Origin of the sequence: Streptococcus caledonicus, from assembly GCF_042656225.1 — a bacterium.
Classification (GTDB): domain Bacteria; phylum Bacillota; class Bacilli; order Lactobacillales; family Streptococcaceae; genus Streptococcus; species Streptococcus caledonicus.
The window spans coordinates 301928-321289 of the sequence record NZ_JBHSOJ010000015.1 but is presented as its reverse complement, the minus strand read 5'-3'; the positions used below and the strand labels follow the sequence as shown (position 1 = coordinate 321289).

Sequence of the window (19362 nt, the reverse complement as noted above, 5' to 3'; positions counted from 1 at the left end):
GATGAGGACTTGTCTCTCTAATAGTAGTCGTATTTTTATACTCATGCTTCTGAGGCGATATTTTGGGGTTCTCGTAGATAGAGTGGATTAGTTTGTCCCTTGATAGATTTTATCATTAAGTTATCAACCACAAAGCCCTCACTAAGAGTATAGCACTTAGCGAGGGCTTTGCCTATTGGTTGTCATTGTTTTGTGGGTGTGGGCTCCGCCATCGTGATGGTTTGTCCCAACCTCTTTTCATGTATTAACTAGTCAAAACTAGTATTTTTGAACAGAATGAACTAATTATTTTACAGTGCGGATACGCATTGTGTTAGTTGAACCTGATACACCAACTGGCACACCAGCAACGATAACAATGTTATCACCTGATTCAACAAGGCCTTGCTCAAGCGCAACTTTTTCAGCCAATTCAAACATATCATCAGTTGATTCTGGTCTTTCAGTTACGACTGGAATAACACCCCAGTTGATCATCAATGATTTTTGAACTTTTTCTGTAAATGTTACAGCCAAGATATCTGCATCTGGACGGTATTTAGAAATTTGGCGTGCTGAGAAACCAGTTTCAGTAACTGTAACAACCAATTTAATATCCATTGATTTTGTTGCGTCTTTAACTGCAGAAGCTACAACCTCAGTTTTTGAAGTACGTGGGAAGCTATCTGAGTTCAAACGACCATATTCATTAAGAAGAGTTTGAGCGTTTTTACTTGTAGTAGCCATTGTACGAACTGATTCAACTGGGTATTTACCGTTAGCTGACTCACCTGAAAGCATTGTTGCGTCAGTTCCGTCGATAACAGCGTTGAACACGTCAGAGATTTCTGAACGAGTTGCACGTGGTTTATCAGTCATTGTCTCAAGCATGTTAGTTGCTGTGATAACTGCTTTACCAGCTGCGTTCACTTTAGTGATGATCATTTTTTGGTAAACTGGAACCATTTCAAATGGCACTTCGATACCCATGTCACCACGAGCGATCATGATACCATCAGATGCTTCAATGATTTCGTCAACGTTGTCAATACCTTGTTGGTTTTCGATTTTTGAGAATAATTGAACATGTTCATTACCAGTTTCACGCAAGATGTTACGTACTGACTCAACGTCTTGTGCTGTACGTACAAATGAGATTGCGATAAAGTTAAGTCCTTGTTCAAGACCAAAACGAATATCTGCATCATCACGTTCTGCAAGAGCAGGGAAAGGAATTTTAGTGTAAGGAATGTTTACACCTTTTTGTTTACCAATAACACCATCATTTTCAACTTCAACGATGAATTCACGTTTTTCAACATCTTTTTCAATGACTTTAAGACCGAGTTTACCATCGTCAACCAGAACTTGTTTACCAACTTCAACATCATCAAAGACATCAAGTGCACCAGCAACGTTCAAGGCAATCACTTCTGGAGTTGATTTGATACCTTGTTTTGTAGCAACACGAATTTTATCGCCAGTTTTGTAAGTGTGGAAGTCAGCTCCATCTTCAAACACTTCTGTCCGAATTTCAGGACCTTTTGTATCCAAAAGGAAACCAACTTTTTGACCAGCAATTTCTTCCGCGCGACGTACAGTTGCCATACGAGCTCCTTGCTCTGCGTGGTCACCGTGTGAAAAGTTAAAGCGGAAAACATTTGCACCTTCTTTAATCAATTGTGCAATTTTTTGAGCTGATGCTTCAACATCAAGTTCTTCACCCCAATATCCTGGTTCTCCGAACTTTTTACCACCGCGGAATTCTACCGCAGGACCAAGGGTTGCAACGATTTTGACACGTTTATTCATTATATGAAACTCCTATTTTTTAAATTGCCGATTACCGGCAGAAATAACGAAATTAATATAGCTTAGTGAGCCAAGTCACGGTTCAAAGCAGCAAAATCAAGACGCGCTTTATGTGGATTATTCACGATAATCTTACCGTTTTCTCCCAAACTAAAGAGGGCTCCTTCTTCAGCAGTTCCAAGAATTGGACTTTCAACAAGGTGCTCATTATGAATACCAACAGCAAGACCTCCGCGTCCTTCTTTAAGAAGCTCAACCGCACGTGATCCCATCCATGACGCAATCACACGATCACGAGGTGAAGGGGCACCACCGCGAAGAATATGACCAAGGTTTGTCGCACGAAGATCACTTGTATCCCCTGCTTCTTTCATCAATTCAACAAACTCATCTGCATGCATAACACCTTCCGCTAAAACAATCAAATGACGGAATTTGCCTTTTTCTTCATAACCTTCACGAACGTTAGCGACAACTTCATTGATATCATAATCTTCTTCTGGGATAATAATTTGATCTGCACCGGCAGCGATACCTGACCAAAGGGCAATATCCCCAGCATTACGTCCCATCACTTCAACAACAAAGGTACGCCCATGAGAGAATGACGTATCACGAATTTTATCCAATGCTGATGTTGCAGTGTTAACAGCAGTATCAAATCCAATAGTGTAATCTGTTCCAGCAATGTCATTATCAATCGTTCCTGGAACACCAACAGCTGGGAAGCCATGTTCTGTTAAGCGCATAGCACCATGGTAAGAACCGTCTCCACCGATAACAACTACACCTTCAATACCATGTTTTTTCAATTGTTCAATTCCTGCTAATTGCCCTTCAAGAGTTGCAAACTCTGGGTAACGAGCTGATTGTAGGAAAGTTCCTCCATGAGAAAGAGTATTAGACACTGAATGAGCGTCCATTGGGAAAATATCTCCCTCAACCATACCAGCATAGCCACGGTTAATACCGAAAACTTCCATGCCTTCTGTGATTGCTTTACGAACAACTGCACGAACTGCAGCGTTCATACCAGGGGCGTCTCCACCGCTAGTCAAAACAGCAATACGTTTCATTTTTGGTTTTCTCCTTTTTTATTTCTAACCTCACTATTATATCACAGTTGTTTTTAAATTGCTCTTTTTTCTAACAAGATTTTATCGAAAAATCGTTTTCATAACAAATGGACTGAGTTCTTCAATCAATTTATGGGATTTTTGAACGTAATAGACATCACTCTGTAAGGTTTTTTTACTGTCCACATAATGTAGAACTACTGGTAATTCTCCTCTGTACTTACTTAAAATTTCAGAGATTATTTTATCATGATCATGATTTGCCATCTGGAGCCAACACTTTTCAACTGTCGCTGCTGTCAAATTTTGTAAAATCATTTGTATTCTTTCATCTCGCAATTGTAAGCGCCCTTTAAAAAGGTAGATGGCACCTTCCTGTAGTTTGCTCTGCCATTTCCCATAAACCTCAGGAAAAAGGGTGACATCCAGCTTATGACGAGCATCGCTAACAGTAAGAAAGGCCATCTGCTCACCTTTTGTTTTAGTACGAATAATACGAATCGTATCAATTTGAGCGAGAACCGTTCCCTCACTGTCTGCTATTAATTGCTCAATGGGGGTGAAATTCCCCTGTAACTCTCTGCGTAAAGCATCAAGAGGGTGTGGGCTAATCCCAACCCCTAAAAGTTCTTGCTCCATACGGTATTTTTCCGTTCCAGAATAATCTTCGGCTGTTAACCATGAATAAGAAGAGTCTGCAAAGAGACTTCCTAACTCATTTACAAAGGTAAATAGATGCTCCAGATTAACTTCAACTTTGCGACGATTGGGTTCAAATTCATCAAAAAGACCAATGTGAACTAAGGGCAATAGCACTTCTACCTTCTGATATTTGCTCGGTAATTTTTCTAAAAAGTTTTCAATACTCTGATAAGGACGATTCTCAACAATCCAAAGCGCTAAGTCTCTCGGCAGTCCTTTAACTGTTTTTAGTCCTAAAACAATTTTTCCATCATCAATCTTATCATGATAAGGGACTGAATTTAGAGTAAGTTTCCCAAGTTTAAAATCAGCTTGTAAAGCATCCGTAATATAATCACTACTTGAAAAATTTAGCATGACATCATAGAAAACCTCTGGATAATGCACCTTGAAATAAGCTAATTGAAAAGCAAGCGCTGAATAAGCATAAGCATGACTGCGATTAAAACCATAGCCAGCAAATTTTGCCATCCGTTCAAATAAATCACGCGCCACCTGCTCAGGTCTACCCAGTTCTCTCGCACCTGCTAAGAAATCAGCTTCCATTAGCTGCATCTCTTTTTTATCTTTTTTAGACATCGCTCGGCGAAGCAAATCGGCTTTTCCTAATGTAAATCCAGCATAAACCTGAGCAATTTGCATGACCTGCTCCTGATACAACATGATACCATAAGTAGGCTCTAAAATAGGAGCCACAATCGGATCAATCAGATTTACCTGTTCACGACCAAACTTTCGCTTGATAAAATTATCAATATAGTCACTAGCTCCCGGACGGTTAAGACTTGTCGTCGCTACAACTTCTTCAAATTTTTCTGGTTTAACTCTTTTTAGCAGGGAGATAGCCCCCGGTTGTTCAAATTGAAATATTCCCTTCGTCAAACCTGATGCAAACAGTTGTAACGTTTCCTTATCCTCAAGGTCTATGGCTTTGATATCAATGTCTCGACCATAATCTTTTAGCACCTTTTCCTGCATTTTCTGTACAAAAGTTAAATTTCGTAGGCCTAAAAAATCCATTTTGAGAAGCCCATTAGCCTCAACAGATGGTGCATCGTATTGAGTAATCATCATATCTTCACCAGCTTTAAGCGGTATATGATTAGTCAAATCATCGTCACTCATCACAATCCCAGCTGCATGGATAGAGGTTTGTCGTGGTTGTCCTTCGATTTTTTTGGCAATAGCAAAGCCTTTAACATATTCTGCCTTGCTATTAATCAGTTGCCTGAAAGCCATATTTTTTTCATAGACACTGGTCAAGGTATCCCTGAAACCAATTTTTTTAGTCAGATTTGACAGTTCATACTCTGGCACTCCAAAACGTTTAAGGACGTCACGAATAGCTTGTTTCGCACCAAATGTCGAAAACGTGACAATCTGAGCCGAGTGCTGACTGCCATAACGGTCACGAACATAATGTAAAAATTCAGAACGGTAAATATCAGGCAAGTCAATATCAATATCCGGCATTGAGTATCGTTCTTCATTGAGGAAACGTTCAAAAAGGAGATTATTTTTAACCGGGTCAATACCTGTAATATCTAGGGCATAAGAAACCAAGCTTCCAGCAGCAGAACCCCGTCCCATTCCCATGTAATAGCCTTTGCTCCGCCCAAATCGTAACAAATCCCAGACAATCAAAAAATAATCATCAAAGCCCATTTTATGAATGACTGATAATTCTTGATTTAAACGTTCTTGATAAATGGATTCTGTTTTCTTTTTAGCAACCAATCCAGCTTCTGCTCGTTCACGTAATTCATCTACTGCTTCTCTGTTGCGATTAAACCGCGGAAGTTTCAAGTTTCTATCAAATTCGTAAGAAATATTTTCAACCAATGTTGTCAAATTATCTATAGCAGTTGGGAAACGCTCTGAAAATATTTGTTCCATCGTTTCCGGTGAATAAAGAAATTGATTAGCACTAGGCGCTTCGATATCTTTTAGGAAAACATTCTCTCTGATGGCATGAAGCACTTGAAGAGTTTCCCGATCATCATTAGAAAAATAGCGAATGGTGTGAAGGGGAATCATTGGTTTCTCATACGCTATCTGCGGACTGTCAGGATAAACCCCAATCATATACTCACAATATAACAGATCCCCCACTGCTACAAATTCGGCTGGTAAGATGACCACAATACCTTTTAATAGCTCAGAAAAGGCCGTCCAATCAGTTTCTCCCATCATACGTTGACTAGAGATTTTCAAGAGACTCTGATAACCAACCGTATTTTTCGCAATTAATTTTAATCTAATCTTTTGCTCTGCTATGATAACCGACAACTCTAAACCTAAAATCGGTTTCAAACCGGCCAATGTTGCCTGTTGAATAAAAGAATAAGCACCATAAAGCGTGTCGCTATCCATTATACCAACATGTTTATAGCCCAATTCCTTTGCTTTACTAATATAGGTTGGCAAATCAACCAAACTATCCAAAAATGTATAAACAGTTCTAGTGTCTAACGGAACAAACATACCAACCTCCTATGTTTTTACTTTCATTATACTATAAAGAATTAGGCACATAAAGCACTAACATCTATTCACTAAAATATCTCTTATGATACTGTCAATACTCCAAGCCTTATTATATAGATATTCAAGAAATAAATAGTACCTATGTTGTTCTTTTCCTCATATAAACTATCGCCAAAAAGGCTCATCAACAACCAATATGATGGGAAATTGAAAAGTTCAAGAGGAGTAGAATAAATCTGTATACCTAAGATAATATCAAATTCAACATTACATACAAATAAGTTTTTTTCAACACTTGTCCACTCCCCTCCCTCTTATTTTAAAATTCCGTCATCTTCAGTATAAATCGCTTAACAAATAGATTCTATTTGACAAAAACTCCACTAATACGTATTATAGATATAGTACAAAATAGTTTCAATATCCCAATTAGTTTATAAAATATACATAGAAAGGAAAGAGAATTTAGTTATTCCAAAAATCAACTTTTGGACATCTACACCATCTCTTTATATCTTTGGTTATGGCTTGGAAATTTGATGAAAAGTCACCCATTTATGCTCAGATTGCTCAACATGTAAAAATGCAAATTATCAGCAATCAAGTCAAAAGCGGTGACCAACTCCCTACTGTCCGTGAATATGCCGAGGAAGCTGGAGTTAATCCGAACACTATGCAACGAGCATTTACAGAATTAGAACGTGAAGGAATGGTTTATTCTCAACGAACGTCTGGACGTTTTGTAACAGAAGACATTGATCTCATTGCTGAAAAACGTTTGGAAGTTGCTCAGCTAGAGTTAAAAAACTTTGTCAGCAACATGCAAAAAATTGGTTTCTCACAAGAAGATATCATCCCTGAATTAACCCGCTTTTTGGAGGAAAATACACATGACTGATTTACTTAAATTACACCACGTCACAAAAACATATGGTCATCAAATTGCCTTAGACGAGGTCACCTTTAACTTACCAGCAGGAAAAATTATTGGACTTCTTGGCCCAAACGGTAGCGGTAAAACAACTCTCATCAAACTGATTAATGGTCTGCTACAACCTGATAGTGGCGAGGTTGTCATAGACGGGTATCACCCTTCTATCGAGAGCAAAAAAATAATCTCTTACCTTCCTGATACCACTTATCTCAATGAAAATATGACCACTAATGCCACTCTAAGCTTTTTCCAAGATTTTTATGCCGACTTTGATCGCGAACGAGCTGAAAAATTACTGGCTGATTTAGACATTGATCCTAATAAACGTATCAAAACGCTATCAAAAGGAAACAAAGAGAAAGTACAATTGATTTTGGTTATGAGTCGTCGTGCAAAACTTTATATTCTTGATGAACCTATCGCAGGAGTTGACCCAGCGGCGAGAGATTATATTCTTCGTACCATTATCAATAATTACTCAGAAGACGCTTCCGTTATTCTCTCTACTCACCTCATTCAAGATGTAGAACCTATTCTAGATGAAGTTGTTTTTCTCCACAATGGTCAAATCGCTTTGCAGGGAAATGCAGATGATCTTCGTTTTGAACACGGTCAATCCATTGATGCTCTCTTTAGAGAACATTTTAAATCTTAGGAGGTTACTATGTTTGGAAAACTATTAAAATATGAAATAAAGTCTATCGGAAAATGGTACCTGGGACTTCTCTTTATTACTTCATTAGTGGCCATTGCTACTGGAAATTCTGTAAAACGTTTCATTACAACTATCGAAACATCATCTTATAACTATGTCGGTTATCAAGTTGGAAGTTATTTGAGAGATAATGTAATGTTTCTCTTCCTATTAGCTGCCTTATTCGGACTTTTAATTGCAGTTACTATAGCTTCCTATGTTATTATTATCCGTCGTTTTTATGCCAGCCTTTTTAGTCGCCAAGGTTACTTAACCATGACACTCCCAGTATCTACTCATTCTATTCTTTTGAGTAAATTGCTAGTCTCCACCCTACTTTTCATTACAACCTATCTTTTATTTGCAATCATTATTTTAGCTTTTGTGCTACCTCATGTTGAATGGTCAGAGGTAGTTAAAGTATTTTCAGAAGTCATGTCTAAAGTCCCTCCTTCTGAAAGTACGTTTTGGTTTATAGTTTGGAATCTCGACGCCTTCCTTTCTACTATTTTAGCTGTACTTTGGATTTATCTCGCTATCTCTATCGGCCAACTGTTTAATACTTACCGTGTTTTGATGGGATTTGTCAGCTACGGTATCATCTGGTTGATTCTAACACTAATTTCATTCCTTCTTGCCTTTACGTTTACAGATGGTAGTTTGATTTTAGTTGATTTAGTGATGACCATTGTAGGATTGATTGCCTCATACATTGCAACCCACGCCATTATTAAACACAAACTCAATCTTGAGTAAAGAAAATAGATCGGACAGAAATTATAATTTCAACCTGAGCTTCTCCATCTCATTTCGAAGCTTAGGTTGAAACGATCCTATTGCATGCTTCCAATCAATCATTGACTTAATTTATTTCTACACTAAAATTAAGGAGTCTGAGACGACTCTCTGAACACTAGAACAAAAAACGAACAAAGGTTATCTCTTATATATAAAATGAGATAACCTTTGTTCGTTTTATATAATTAGATTTAATGATCTAGACTTTCTAAACTAAAAATCTTTTTGTCTCAGACTCTTTTTTAATATTCTTCTTCTGTAATCGCAAGCTGAGTTAAAATAAGTTTCAACTTGGTAACACGACCATCTTTGACCTTATCATTAATCAAAACCAAATGCTTATTATTATTATCTAATTCATAAATCTCTTTATCTTCTTGGCTTGGAATCGTCCCAACACCAGTCAGATAAAAACCAGCAATGGTATCGACATCATCACTTTCAAGTTCTGTCTCAAAATATTCGTTAAAATCATTCAGAGTCATATTTCCTTGAACAATATAAGTATGTTCAGCGATTTCTCTGACAAAAATCTCAGATTTATCACTCTCATCATCAATCTCACCAACAATTTCTTCTAAAAGATCTTCCAGAGTCACTAAACCCGCTACACCTCCATACTCATCCAATAAAATAGCTAACTGCCTTTGGCTATTTCTAAAAGCAGTTAAAAGATCATCTATAAAAATGGTTTCTGGAACAAAGAGAGGCTCCTGCATGATTCGACGAAAATTTATATTTTCAAAACCTTGATTAAAAGCTGCACTAAGCAAATTTTTTGTATGAATGAGGCCAATAACTTTATCTTTATCCCCATCATAAACTGGAATACGTGAAAAACTTTGCTTAAGAATTTCCTGAATAGTTTCCTGAGTATCAGCATTGATGTCAACCATAAAAGCATCTGTCCTAGGAACCATAACTTCTCGCGCCAGCATTTCATCCAAAGAAAAGACCCCTTGAAGCATTTCAATCTCATCAGCATCTAGACTTGCTTCACTTCTAGTCAACATGTACTCAATCTCATCTCGAGTCATCTGTTCATCTGCATCATCAAAATCCATAGGAGTCATTCGACTAAGAAGATTTGTAGAAGCTGATAATAACCATACAAAAGGGCTAACAATTTTACCCACAAAGATAATTACAGGTGCTGAGACAACTGCCAAATTCTCCTTCAAATTCATCGCAATCCGCTTCGGATAAAGCTCGCCGAGAACGATGGAAATATACGTTAAAAAAATCAAAGATGCCACTGAACCAATTGTAGTAGCATATTGAACATCACCAAGCCAACCTGCAATCACTCGTCCAAGCGAAGCGGATAAACTAGCCCCCTGTAAAAGAGAAATGAAAGTAATTCCAACCTGGATAGTAGATAAAAAATTGTTAGGATTTTCTAAAACCTTTAACAGACGAATATATTTTTTTTCACCTTCCTCAGCCTTTTGTTCAACACGAGATCGATTAAGTGAAACTAACGCCATTTCAGAAGCTGAGAAAAAAGCATTCAGAAAAGTTAAAACAATAAGTACAATAAATTGAATCAATAAGGACTGACTACTAGGGTCTTCCATGAAAAATAACTCCTAAAAATAATATAGTATTGTTATTATAGCATATATTTTGTAATTTAGATAATAAATATTAACAACAACAAAATTGGGAATTCTTTAAAATGATTTTCATCTCACCTCCGAGGTGCTTGGCCATTTTGTACTGTACTGATTTATATTACACCATTATGGATTTTTTATTTGTAACCCCGTGTTGATGCTAAATCTTGACACTGAAAAACGTGAATACATTATCTTAAACTTGTTTTATCAATCTTACTAAGTTCATGTTTCATAATCTTAGATTCATCAACAAAAAGCTCAGAATTTTCTAAGCTTTTTGTTGATGATTCATTAATTCTAGTAATATTAACATCTCACAATCCACGTTCCCCTTGCTCAACTTCAAATATTACTTTTTCACTATTTTCTAGGAATTTAAAGCCATCAGTTTGAATTTGTAACAAGTATGTAAAACATCTAATCCTTCTTCTTGTTGGATAAAACCAAAACCATTTTCTTTATCAAACCATTTTACTGTACCATTTACCATTTTGAGTTACCTCTTTAAAAAAATTATTTGCAAAAATTTTTAAAAGGAAAATAGCTAAATAATAAAACATATTTTTGAAAAAGCCGAAGATTGAAATGCCAAAAGCTTTGCTTTCTTGCTAAAAATCTTTCATGCAATCGTCCGTCGTGTAACCCCCTCCTCCAGCATTCCTTGATGGGATTTTATTTTGCCCCTAGGGCTACTTATCACGGATATTTAACCAGTATCAATAACAACACCGCTTGATACAGCGACAAGAAATGATGTTGAAACCTCCATATATCATTCACCTCCTTTCCTAGTTTGAGGGAGTTATAACAAAATTTAAACTATTAATACTCATTTAAAATCAAAATCTGATAGCTTGTATTCACAAATTTTTGCACAGTTAGCCTTATGTAGTAGGGACACTCCAAAAGTCTGGTAAACCTTTGGAGGTAGGAAATAAAGCCGGTGTCAAAACCTTCTAACGAAGTTCCATTGCTTATTTTCAAGTCTAAAGTCTCCATTATCTTTTTCGTTTTAAAGCTCAATCTGAAAGTATCTACTAGACAGTTTCACTCCCACATCCGCAAAGGACGGCCGCTAACGATAGCGTGATATAAAAATAGTCTGATGGCTGTTTTAGGTGCCACTTGAAAATGAAGGAGCGCTAGGTTTAGAACTTCCAATCAACCACTGCGTCAATTTGACATACGAAAACTCCCCTTTTAGTTTCTAGTGAATTTTTGTTTTTTCACTGTCCACTATAAGGGAAGTATATCATTTGTTCCAACCTCTAGTCTCGATATAAATTCTAAATCTAGTTGAATTTCTACAACAAGAAACATCTAATCTACTCCATTTGTTTTCATATAAGATCCACAATTTTAGATTTTAAAATGAATTCAGTATAAAAATACAGCATTAGGGATGCCCCGTTTTAGGCCACCCCTCTTCTTACTATACCTCATTTTCACTAGGGGTAGTAAAAAGGGTAGTAAATTCTAAAAAAGCACCTTGGGATGATGCCCCAAAGTGCTTAATATCAAGGCTTTTAAGCCCATAAAGAGATTATTTCTTAAGGTTGTAGAATGATTTGATTCCTTTGTATTGAGCAACTTCACCAAGTTGATCTTCGATACGAAGCAATTGGTTGTATTTAGCAATACGGTCTGTACGTGATAATGAACCAGTTTTGATTTGTCCAGCGTTTGTTGCAACTGCGATGTCAGCGATTGTTGAATCTTCTGTTTCACCTGAACGGTGTGATACTACTGCAGTGTATCCTGCTTCTTTAGCCATTTCGATAGCTTCAAAAGTTTCAGTCAAAGTACCGATTTGGTTAACTTTAATAAGGATTGAGTTTGCAGCACCTTCTTTGATACCTTTTGCAAGGTATTCAGTGTTTGTAACAAAGAAGTCGTCACCAACCAATTGAACACGTCCGCCAAGACGCTCGGTAAGAGCTTTCCAACCGTCCCAGTCGTTTTCATCCATACCATCTTCGATAGTGATGATTGGGTATTTGTTAACCAATTCTTCAAGGTAGTCGATTTGTTCTGCAGATGTACGAACAGCAGCGCCTTCACCTTCGAATTTAGTGTAGTCATAAACTCCACGATCTTTATCATAGAATTCTGATGACGCACAGTCAAATCCGATCATAATTCCGTTTTCGCCAGCTTCGTAACCAGCTGCTTCGATAGCTTTAAGGATAGTTTCTACACCATCTTCCGTTCCTTCAAATTTAGGTGCGAATCCACCTTCGTCACCAACAGCTGTAACAAGTCCGCGTTCTTTAAGGATTTTCTTAAGAGCGTGGAAAACTTCAGCACCCCAACGAAGACCTTCTTTGAAAGTAGGTGCACCAACAGGCATAATCATAAACTCTTGGAATGCGATTGGAGCATCTGAGTGAGAACCACCGTTGATGATGTTCATCATAGGAGTTGGAAGAACTTTCGTGTTAAATCCACCAAGGTAAGTGTAAAGTGGCACTTCAAGGTAGTCAGCAGCAGCACGTGCTACGGCAATAGACACACCAAGAATAGCGTTAGCACCAAGTTTACCTTTGTTTGGAGTACCGTCAAGAGCGATCATTGCACGGTCAATACCTTGTTGGTCGCGAACATCAAAACCGATGATTTCTTCAGCGATAACGTTGTTTACGTTATCAACTGCTTTTTGTGTACCAAGACCAAGGTAACGTGATTTGTCACCGTCGCGAAGTTCAACTGCTTCGTGCTCACCAGTAGAAGCTCCTGAAGGAACCATACCGCGTCCGAAAGCACCTGATTCAGTGTAAACTTCTACTTCAAGTGTTGGGTTACCGCGTGAGTCTAGGACTTCGCGAGCGTAAACATCAGTAATAATTGACATGTTATTACTCTCCTTATGGTTTTTTATTTTACTCGCCTATTTTATCATAATGTGAGACTTTTAGCAAATTAAAAAAACTAGCGATAAAATTCCTGTATTTTATATTTTCCTTAATTCTCAGCCTTTTTTCTAGATTATGATATAATGAGAATCAATCTATCTGAGATTTAATAGAGGTGGTGTATGGCAATTATTTCATTTGACAATGTCAGCTTTAGACAACAAGGAAAAACCATTTTAAAAAATATAAACTGGCAAGTTGAGAGCGGACAAACATGGGCTATTTTAGGTTTAAATGGTTCTGGTAAAACAACCCTGTTAAAACTTATTATGGCTGAGCATTGGCCAAGTCATGGGCAAATTTCAATTTTAGATAAATCCTTTGGACAAGAAGATATGACCAGTATCCGAAATCGCATTGGAGTCGTTGGTTCTTTTATTTCTGAGCGCCTTCCTAAGAATATGTTAGCTGAAAAAATCGTCTTAACAGGAAAATATAAATCATCTATTCTCTATAAAGCTTACGGAGAGGTCGAACTTAATGAAGCTCGGCACATGTTGCTATCTTTAGGAGGAGAACATCTTTTAGGGCGTATCTATGCTAGCCTCTCTCAGGGAGAAAAACAGTTGCTTCTCATCGCTCGGAGCCTAATGGAAAACCCCGATATCATTATTTTAGATGAGGCAACTAGCGGACTTGATCTTTTTGCTCGTGAACAATTGCTGGCGCAGATTGGGAAAATTTCCCAATTGCCACATGCACCAACGGTTATCTATGTCACTCACCACGCTGAGGAGATTACCAAACAAATGAGCCATGTGCTACTTCTTAGGCAAGGAAAAATTATTGCCCAAGGTAAGAAAAAAGATATCCTCAAAGAAGATACCTTATCGACATTCTACCAAAACCCTGTTACTATTATTCCTATTGATGAGGATAGAGTCTATGTTCATCCCAAACATCTTTAGGAATAAAGCTAAATATAGTATAAAAATGGATTCTATAAGACAGATACACAAAAAGCTGTGTATGATGTGATGATCATAGGGTCCATTTTATTGGTTATTTAGAGCCTGTATTGTCATCTCAACTTCTCAATCATCACCAAAAATGGTGGGGTATTGATTTGATTCAGTGGCTGATAGAGCATAGCCGTAAAGACTGTCTGGTCTAATTGTTGCACATAATCTAGCACCGCATCTTTTTCCATGTCACCGCCTTCATGACCATAATAAATCATAATGGCTACACGCCCACCGACTTCCAATTGCGCTAGGATTTTTTCGATGGCTATCAAGGTTGTATCTGGCTTAGTAATCACTGACTTATCCGCACTTGGTAAGTAACCGAGATTAAAAATGGCTGCGCGAATCAGCTCTGAGACGTAAGCGTCTACCTTTTGGTGCCCAGCTAAAATCAATTCTACATTGTTCAAACCGAGCTGAGCTAATCGTTCGCTGGTTTTCTGCACCGCTTGTTCCTGAATATCAAAAGCGTAAACTTTCTTAGCTAAGTCTGCGAGAAAGACAGTGTCATTGCCATTTCCCATGGTAGCATCTACCGCAATGCTGTCCTTATCTAACACCTCTGCTAAAAAATCATGAGATAGGTGAATGGGGCGTTTTATCATCATTATTTTCCTTAACTATTCTGTATTAAAAATTGTCCCTTAAATGTCTCAGTCTTGTGAACTCAGCGACATCTGCTGCCATGAGAAGGCGATTGATTTGTTTTTCGACCCCTATGGTGGATGGCAGACTTGGGATACCCTGATTTACTTTTGACTTGATTTTTTCATAATAACCTTCGACAAACTTATCCGAGGTTTGTAATAGGCTAAATCGTAAATTCGTCAAAGTGTACTCATGACCTGCATAGACCTTGATATCGTCTGATAAAGTTCTGAAAAAGGTCATTGACTTGTACTGAGCGTCATAATCCCCTGTAAAGACTCTACCACAGCCTGCTGAAAAGAGGGCATCACCACACAAAAGATGTTCCTTATCAACAAGGTAAGAAATGTGTTCCTCTGAATGACCAGCCGTTAAAAAGACATCAATTTGCGAACCATAGAGTTCAATACTGTCGCCATCTGCTAAAACCGTATCTACCAAATGGTTAACTTCTACAGGACCATATATTTTAACATCAGGATACTTAGCCACAATTTCGCCGATACCATCAACATGGTCCGAATGCACATGTGTAATTAAAATAGCACCCGCTGTCAGATGGTTTTCCTCCAAATAATCCAGAACAGGCTTGGTCTCGCCTGGGTCAACGATAACGGCTTGATCACCTTGTGACCATACCCAAATGTAGTTATCAGCTAAGGCTGGAATTGCTGTGATGTTCATATTATTTCTCCTTATCCAAACACTTCAAAATAGGCAATCGCCTCTAGTAGTTCTAAATTGATATTTTCTCGACCATAACAATCTAAAAAATAATCCCGATAGCGATTGGTTTGTAAATTATACGCTAGTGACCAGACTGCCCAAAAGAGATCAATATGCTTATCGCCTAAACCAGCACTGTCCCAATCAATCATAGCCTGGAACTGCCAATTGTTTAAGATGATATTAGGCAGATAAAAGTCTCCATGAATCAAGGTATTTGCTTCTAAGTATGGAGAATACTCCTGAACTTGTTGATAAGTAGCCTTCGTATCCATTTTCTTTTGATGTGAAAATAAATAATGAGAGTCGAAATTTCCTGCTTGGTAGCCTTTTTCTACAGCTTTCAAATACTCTTGCGTTCGATTTCCGACCAAGTGCTCATCAACTTCCAATGCATGCAATTGTCTCATGTTTTCTGCTAATGTTTGGCAAAGTTTTTTAGGATTATCCAAATATTTCTTAGAACTCGCATCTTCTCCCTCAACCTTAGCTGTCAGTAACCAATCTTGTTCATCAGATACATAATCCAAGACCTGTTGAGCCAATCCTTTTGAAGAAAAATAGCGTGTGAGAGCAACTTCTTTCTCTAAACTTCCCTTAGCTGCCCTTTTCAGGAAATAACCTTGATCCTTGTCAATAAAATAAACACGAGCAGCTGGTGAACTGCTGCTATCGTAGATTTTACTATTTCCTGCCACATTCTCAAAAATTCTGGGCAGTTGTAATTCTTCTAGTTTTATGATTCTTTTCTTCATATGCTTCTTATTAATATAATTACGAGGTGAAACTGCTACAGCAGTTTTTTATTTCCTACCTCAAAATGTCCAATGGACATTTTGAGCCCTGCCAACTCCCTCTTCTCTCCATCTCCTTATCAATGGCGTTGAGGACTTCCCATTTGTTGAGGCTCCACATGGGGCCAATCAGCATATCGCGCGGGGCATCGCCTGTGATACGGTGAATAACGATATGCTTTGGAATAATTTCCAGTTGGTCGCAGATGATGTTGACGTATTCTTCCTGACTGAGCAGCTGCAAGCGCCCCTCATGGTAATCGCGTTGCATACGGGTATTGGTCATCAGGTGCAAGAGATGGAGTTTGATGCCATGAATATCATTATCTGTCACGCAACGGCGAACATTTTCCAGCATCATCTCGTGGGTTTCACCCGGAAGCCCGTTAATCAAGTGAGAAACAATCTCAATCTTGGGTGCCTGCTGGCGAATGCGTTTCACCGTCTCCACATAGAGTTCATAACTATGCGCGCGGTTAATCAGCTCCGACGTCGCTTCGTAAGTCGTCTGCAAGCCCAATTCCACCGTGACGTGCATGCGCTCGGACAACTCTGCCAAGTAAGCAATGGTCTCATCCGGCATGCAGTCTGGTCGAGTTCCAATATTGACTCCGACTACCCCCGGTTCATTGATGGCCTGTTCATAACGCTCACGAATGACATCCACATGCGCATGCGTATTAGTATAATTTTGAAAATAAACGAGGTATTTGTTAACATCTGGCCATTTGCGGTGCATGAAATCAATCTCATGGTAAAATTGCTCACGAATAGGGGCATCAGGTGCAACAATGGCATCACCAGATCCTGAAACCGTGCAAAAGGTACAGCCACCATGAGCTACTGTGCCATCTCGATTGGGACAGTCAAATCCTGCATCAATGGGGAGTTTAAAGATTTTTTCACCAAATAATTCACGATAATAATCATTTACGGTTCTATAACGTTTTTTCATGTTTCCTATTTTACCACAAATCCCAGCAAAAAAAGTGCCGACTACTCGACACCTCTTAGATTTCGCTCTGCTATTTTTCAACCTTAAGCCAATCATGATAATGTTCTAATAAGTTGACAGCCATTTGTGTGGCCAAAGCGACTGAAAAAGCTTCTGTTCCCTCAAATTCCTCAGGCGCAACTTCAAGTTTACTTTCCTCATAAATAGCCTTGAGACTTTCGACAGACAAGGTTTCTTTAAACGCTTCAAATGATTTCATAGCTTGTCTCCTTTTTCTTTTATTGTATCACTTTATCTTGTTTTTGCAAGCGTTATCATAAAACGCAGGTGGATATAAGATTTGACAATCCCTCTCCTTCTGTTTTTGATAATACTGGAAAAAGGCAGAGATAAATTGAGATAAATCGCTCCTTATCTGGCAAAATCCTTCTTTAGAGTCAATAGGCCTAATTTGAGGAAAAAAATCATTGGTTGATTGCGCAAGCAAATTGCCACCACGAGCATAAATCTCCGCTTGACGAGATAACCATCTAGGATTTCGTGCCATCAACCCTCGTTGAATTACCGATAAAATCTGTTGATTTTGCTGTTTTTCATAATGAGGTAGATCTTGTCTTTTATAGGGCGAACGTAAAAACTCTAAAACATCTTGTTCCAAAGAACAGGACTTCTCCAAATAGGATAGATTACCTTCTAAGTCCTCATATATCAAATACTTCAATCTGATGTGACGCTTTTTTAAATCCAATTCCCAATAATGAAAGCCCATATTTTGACTGAAATAAAGAAACTGTTTTTGCAAGTGAGAAATTCTCTTGCCTAACCAAAGTTTTTCTCCTAATAGCCATAAGACCTGATAGCCAGCTTGATGGTAACTGTTTGTGCGTTCACGTAATCGTGATTGTGGTAAGCGAGAACACTGAACTTCAAGCGCCAGTTTTTCTCCAACAAAAATATCCGCAATCTGTCCCAAGTCAGATAAGATTTTTTCGACTTCAACAACTGTGTTTTTTGATAGAGAAGCAAAAAGTTCTGCCTTCAAGGTCAAATGCTCATTCGATTCAGTTTCTTGAAAAAATTCACAGGACCCTAGGTTAACATGTGCAAAATGCGGTCGCATCACTTTACCATTTTTCAACCGAACTGATTGGTGACAAACCGGACAGAAAAATTCTTGTTTTTTGGGGATACCTTCTAATAGATTGACTAAATCACCTTGATTATTTTGTGCAATTAGCATAAGCACCTCCTAACTAATTATTCGAAAAAAACAACCACCTTTCCAGGCGGTTGTCCTCATTAATCACGATTTTCTAGTGCTCGAAGCATCTGGTCAATCTTATTTCCATACTCAATTGAATTATCTTTCTCAAAAATGAGGTCAGGAATTTTATACATGGTCAAGTTTTTACCAAGTTCACGCTTGATTGTGCCTGTGGCTTTTTCAAGACCTGTCTGTGCTTTTTGATTATCAGAAGCAAGTGTTGAATGGATAGTGTAATACACTTTTGCTGCCGATAAATCTCCAAGCATTTGAACATCTGTGATGGTAACATCTTGAACACGAGGATCACGAACCTTGAGACGCAAGATTTCATTGACTTCACGCTTGATTTCCATACCAACACGGTCAATACGGTGATTTGCCATTTGATTTTCCTTTCTGATAAGCATTATTTTGAAAAAACTAGGCTACAAACCTAGCTTTTGTTTTTAGTGAATTAGCTTAGATGAGATGTTTGGGAAATAATTGAATGGAAGTCCTTCTCTCCATACCGTCTCTACCTAATTTTCTTTTTATTTGCGCTTCAACGAATTTGACTTTAAATTGATAATAGTTAAAATCAAATTCTAGTGTAACGTATCGTTCAAACGATTTGGGGAACGAACTGTTTGAAGTTGGGAATAGGAAAAGCAGAGCTTTTCACCATTACCTAACCATAGCGATTGCCATATAAGATTAAAAAACCTTAGTTTCAAATCTTATTGACGTTTACGACATGAGAAGAGGTTGGAACAAAAATATCCCTGCCCCTTAAATTTTAGTTTATAGATAACTTGACGCAGTGGTTAATTGGAGGTCTATAACTAGACACTCCTTTCATTTTCAAGTGTCCACCTAAAATAGTCCACTGGACACTTTCAGCCTGAGCTTAGAAATCAGAGAGCGAGAGGAAGTCAAGACTTCGACATCATGACTTCTGTTCCACTCTCTTCGAGCTAGTGGCTGGCGTATAACGACTAGAGGCTTTAGCCTCAGT

The 19362-nt window shown here is 38.1% G+C and carries 17 protein-coding genes; 4 read left to right on the top strand and 13 right to left on the bottom strand.

Annotated elements, in window-relative coordinates; translation table 11 throughout:
• Positions 1 to 285 precede the first annotated feature (285 nt).
• The 3 genes from pyk to ACFPQ3_RS03405 all read right to left on the bottom strand — a co-directional run bounded on the left by pyk (position 286) and on the right by ACFPQ3_RS03405 (position 6053).
• Entirely contained in the window at positions 286 to 1791 is a 1506-nt protein-coding gene (gene pyk / locus ACFPQ3_RS03415; protein WP_156806936.1) for a pyruvate kinase, read from the bottom strand.
• Between the two features lie 62 nt (positions 1792 to 1853).
• Positions 1854 to 2867 carry a 6-phosphofructokinase gene (pfkA, locus tag ACFPQ3_RS03410; protein WP_156806934.1) on the bottom strand — a complete coding sequence of 338 codons (1014 nt, stop codon included), beginning with the start codon at positions 2865 to 2867 and terminating at the stop codon, positions 1854 to 1856.
• An 81-nt stretch (positions 2868 to 2948) separates the two neighbouring features.
• A complete protein-coding gene (locus ACFPQ3_RS03405) occupies positions 2949 to 6053 on the bottom strand; it encodes a DNA polymerase III subunit alpha (RefSeq protein WP_156806933.1) in 3105 nt (1034 codons plus the stop codon).
• Between the two features lie 526 nt (positions 6054 to 6579).
• Between ACFPQ3_RS03405 and ACFPQ3_RS03400 the strand changes: the two genes are divergently transcribed.
• The 3 genes from ACFPQ3_RS03400 to ACFPQ3_RS03390 are packed head-to-tail and all read left to right on the top strand — an operon-like array spanning position 6580 to position 8440.
• Entirely contained in the window at positions 6580 to 6954 is a 375-nt protein-coding gene (locus ACFPQ3_RS03400; protein WP_156806931.1) for a GntR family transcriptional regulator, read from the top strand.
• Positions 6947 to 7645, top strand: a complete 699-nt coding sequence (locus ACFPQ3_RS03395; protein ID WP_156806929.1) for an ABC transporter ATP-binding protein — start codon at positions 6947 to 6949, stop codon at positions 7643 to 7645. The genes ACFPQ3_RS03400 and ACFPQ3_RS03395 overlap by 8 nt, the downstream gene beginning before the upstream one ends.
• A gap of 9 nt (positions 7646 to 7654) precedes the next feature.
• Complete coding sequence (locus ACFPQ3_RS03390; RefSeq protein ID WP_156806927.1) at positions 7655 to 8440, top strand: ABC transporter permease; 786 nt, start codon at positions 7655 to 7657, stop codon at positions 8438 to 8440.
• A 284-nt stretch (positions 8441 to 8724) separates the two neighbouring features.
• Here the strand turns inward: ACFPQ3_RS03390 and ACFPQ3_RS03385 are convergent, their stop codons facing one another.
• From ACFPQ3_RS03385 to eno, 3 genes are all read right to left on the bottom strand, one after another.
• Positions 8725 to 10059 (bottom strand): hemolysin family protein, encoded by a 1335-nt coding sequence (locus ACFPQ3_RS03385; RefSeq protein WP_156806925.1) that lies wholly within the window; start codon positions 10057 to 10059, stop codon positions 8725 to 8727.
• A gap of 409 nt (positions 10060 to 10468) precedes the next feature.
• Positions 10469 to 10591: a cold-shock protein gene (locus ACFPQ3_RS03380; protein ID WP_380433577.1), complete on the bottom strand. Its 123-nt coding sequence runs from the start codon at positions 10589 to 10591 to the stop codon at positions 10469 to 10471.
• A 1053-nt stretch (positions 10592 to 11644) separates the two neighbouring features.
• Positions 11645 to 12952 (bottom strand): surface-displayed alpha-enolase, encoded by a 1308-nt coding sequence (gene eno / locus ACFPQ3_RS03375; RefSeq protein ID WP_156806923.1) that lies wholly within the window; start codon positions 12950 to 12952, stop codon positions 11645 to 11647.
• Positions 12953 to 13135: 183 nt separating this feature from the next.
• On the opposite strand from eno, the gene ACFPQ3_RS03370 reads away from it, so the two are divergent.
• Entirely contained in the window at positions 13136 to 13921 is a 786-nt protein-coding gene (locus tag ACFPQ3_RS03370; protein WP_156806921.1) for an ABC transporter ATP-binding protein, read from the top strand.
• A gap of 113 nt (positions 13922 to 14034) precedes the next feature.
• Here the strand turns inward: ACFPQ3_RS03370 and mnmM are convergent, their stop codons facing one another.
• The 7 genes from mnmM to rbfA all read right to left on the bottom strand — a co-directional run bounded on the left by mnmM (position 14035) and on the right by rbfA (position 18751).
• Entirely contained in the window at positions 14035 to 14583 is a 549-nt protein-coding gene (gene mnmM, locus ACFPQ3_RS03365) for a tRNA 5-(aminomethyl)-2-thiouridylate-methyltransferase MnmM (RefSeq protein WP_156806919.1), read from the bottom strand.
• A gap of 25 nt (positions 14584 to 14608) precedes the next feature.
• The gene (gene gloB, locus ACFPQ3_RS03360) at positions 14609 to 15310 is read right to left on the bottom strand and encodes a hydroxyacylglutathione hydrolase (RefSeq protein WP_156806917.1); all 702 of its coding nucleotides are present in this window, start codon (positions 15308 to 15310) and stop codon (positions 14609 to 14611) included.
• Positions 15311 to 15321: 11 nt separating this feature from the next.
• The gene (locus ACFPQ3_RS03355) at positions 15322 to 16107 is read right to left on the bottom strand and encodes an aminoglycoside 3'-phosphotransferase (protein WP_156806915.1); all 786 of its coding nucleotides are present in this window, start codon (positions 16105 to 16107) and stop codon (positions 15322 to 15324) included.
• A 55-nt stretch (positions 16108 to 16162) separates the two neighbouring features.
• Entirely contained in the window at positions 16163 to 17101 is a 939-nt protein-coding gene (gene mnmL / locus ACFPQ3_RS03350) for a tRNA modification radical SAM protein MnmL/YtqA (protein ID WP_156806940.1), read from the bottom strand.
• Positions 17102 to 17171: 70 nt separating this feature from the next.
• Positions 17172 to 17360: a hypothetical protein gene (locus tag ACFPQ3_RS03345; RefSeq protein WP_121835924.1), complete on the bottom strand. Its 189-nt coding sequence runs from the start codon at positions 17358 to 17360 to the stop codon at positions 17172 to 17174.
• A gap of 27 nt (positions 17361 to 17387) precedes the next feature.
• Entirely contained in the window at positions 17388 to 18341 is a 954-nt protein-coding gene (locus tag ACFPQ3_RS03340) for a competence protein CoiA (protein WP_156806913.1), read from the bottom strand.
• Positions 18342 to 18400: 59 nt separating this feature from the next.
• Positions 18401 to 18751, bottom strand: coding sequence for a 30S ribosome-binding factor RbfA (rbfA, locus tag ACFPQ3_RS03335; protein ID WP_161978674.1), 351 nt, complete (start codon positions 18749 to 18751; stop codon positions 18401 to 18403).
• Positions 18752 to 19362: the final 611 nt, after the last annotated feature.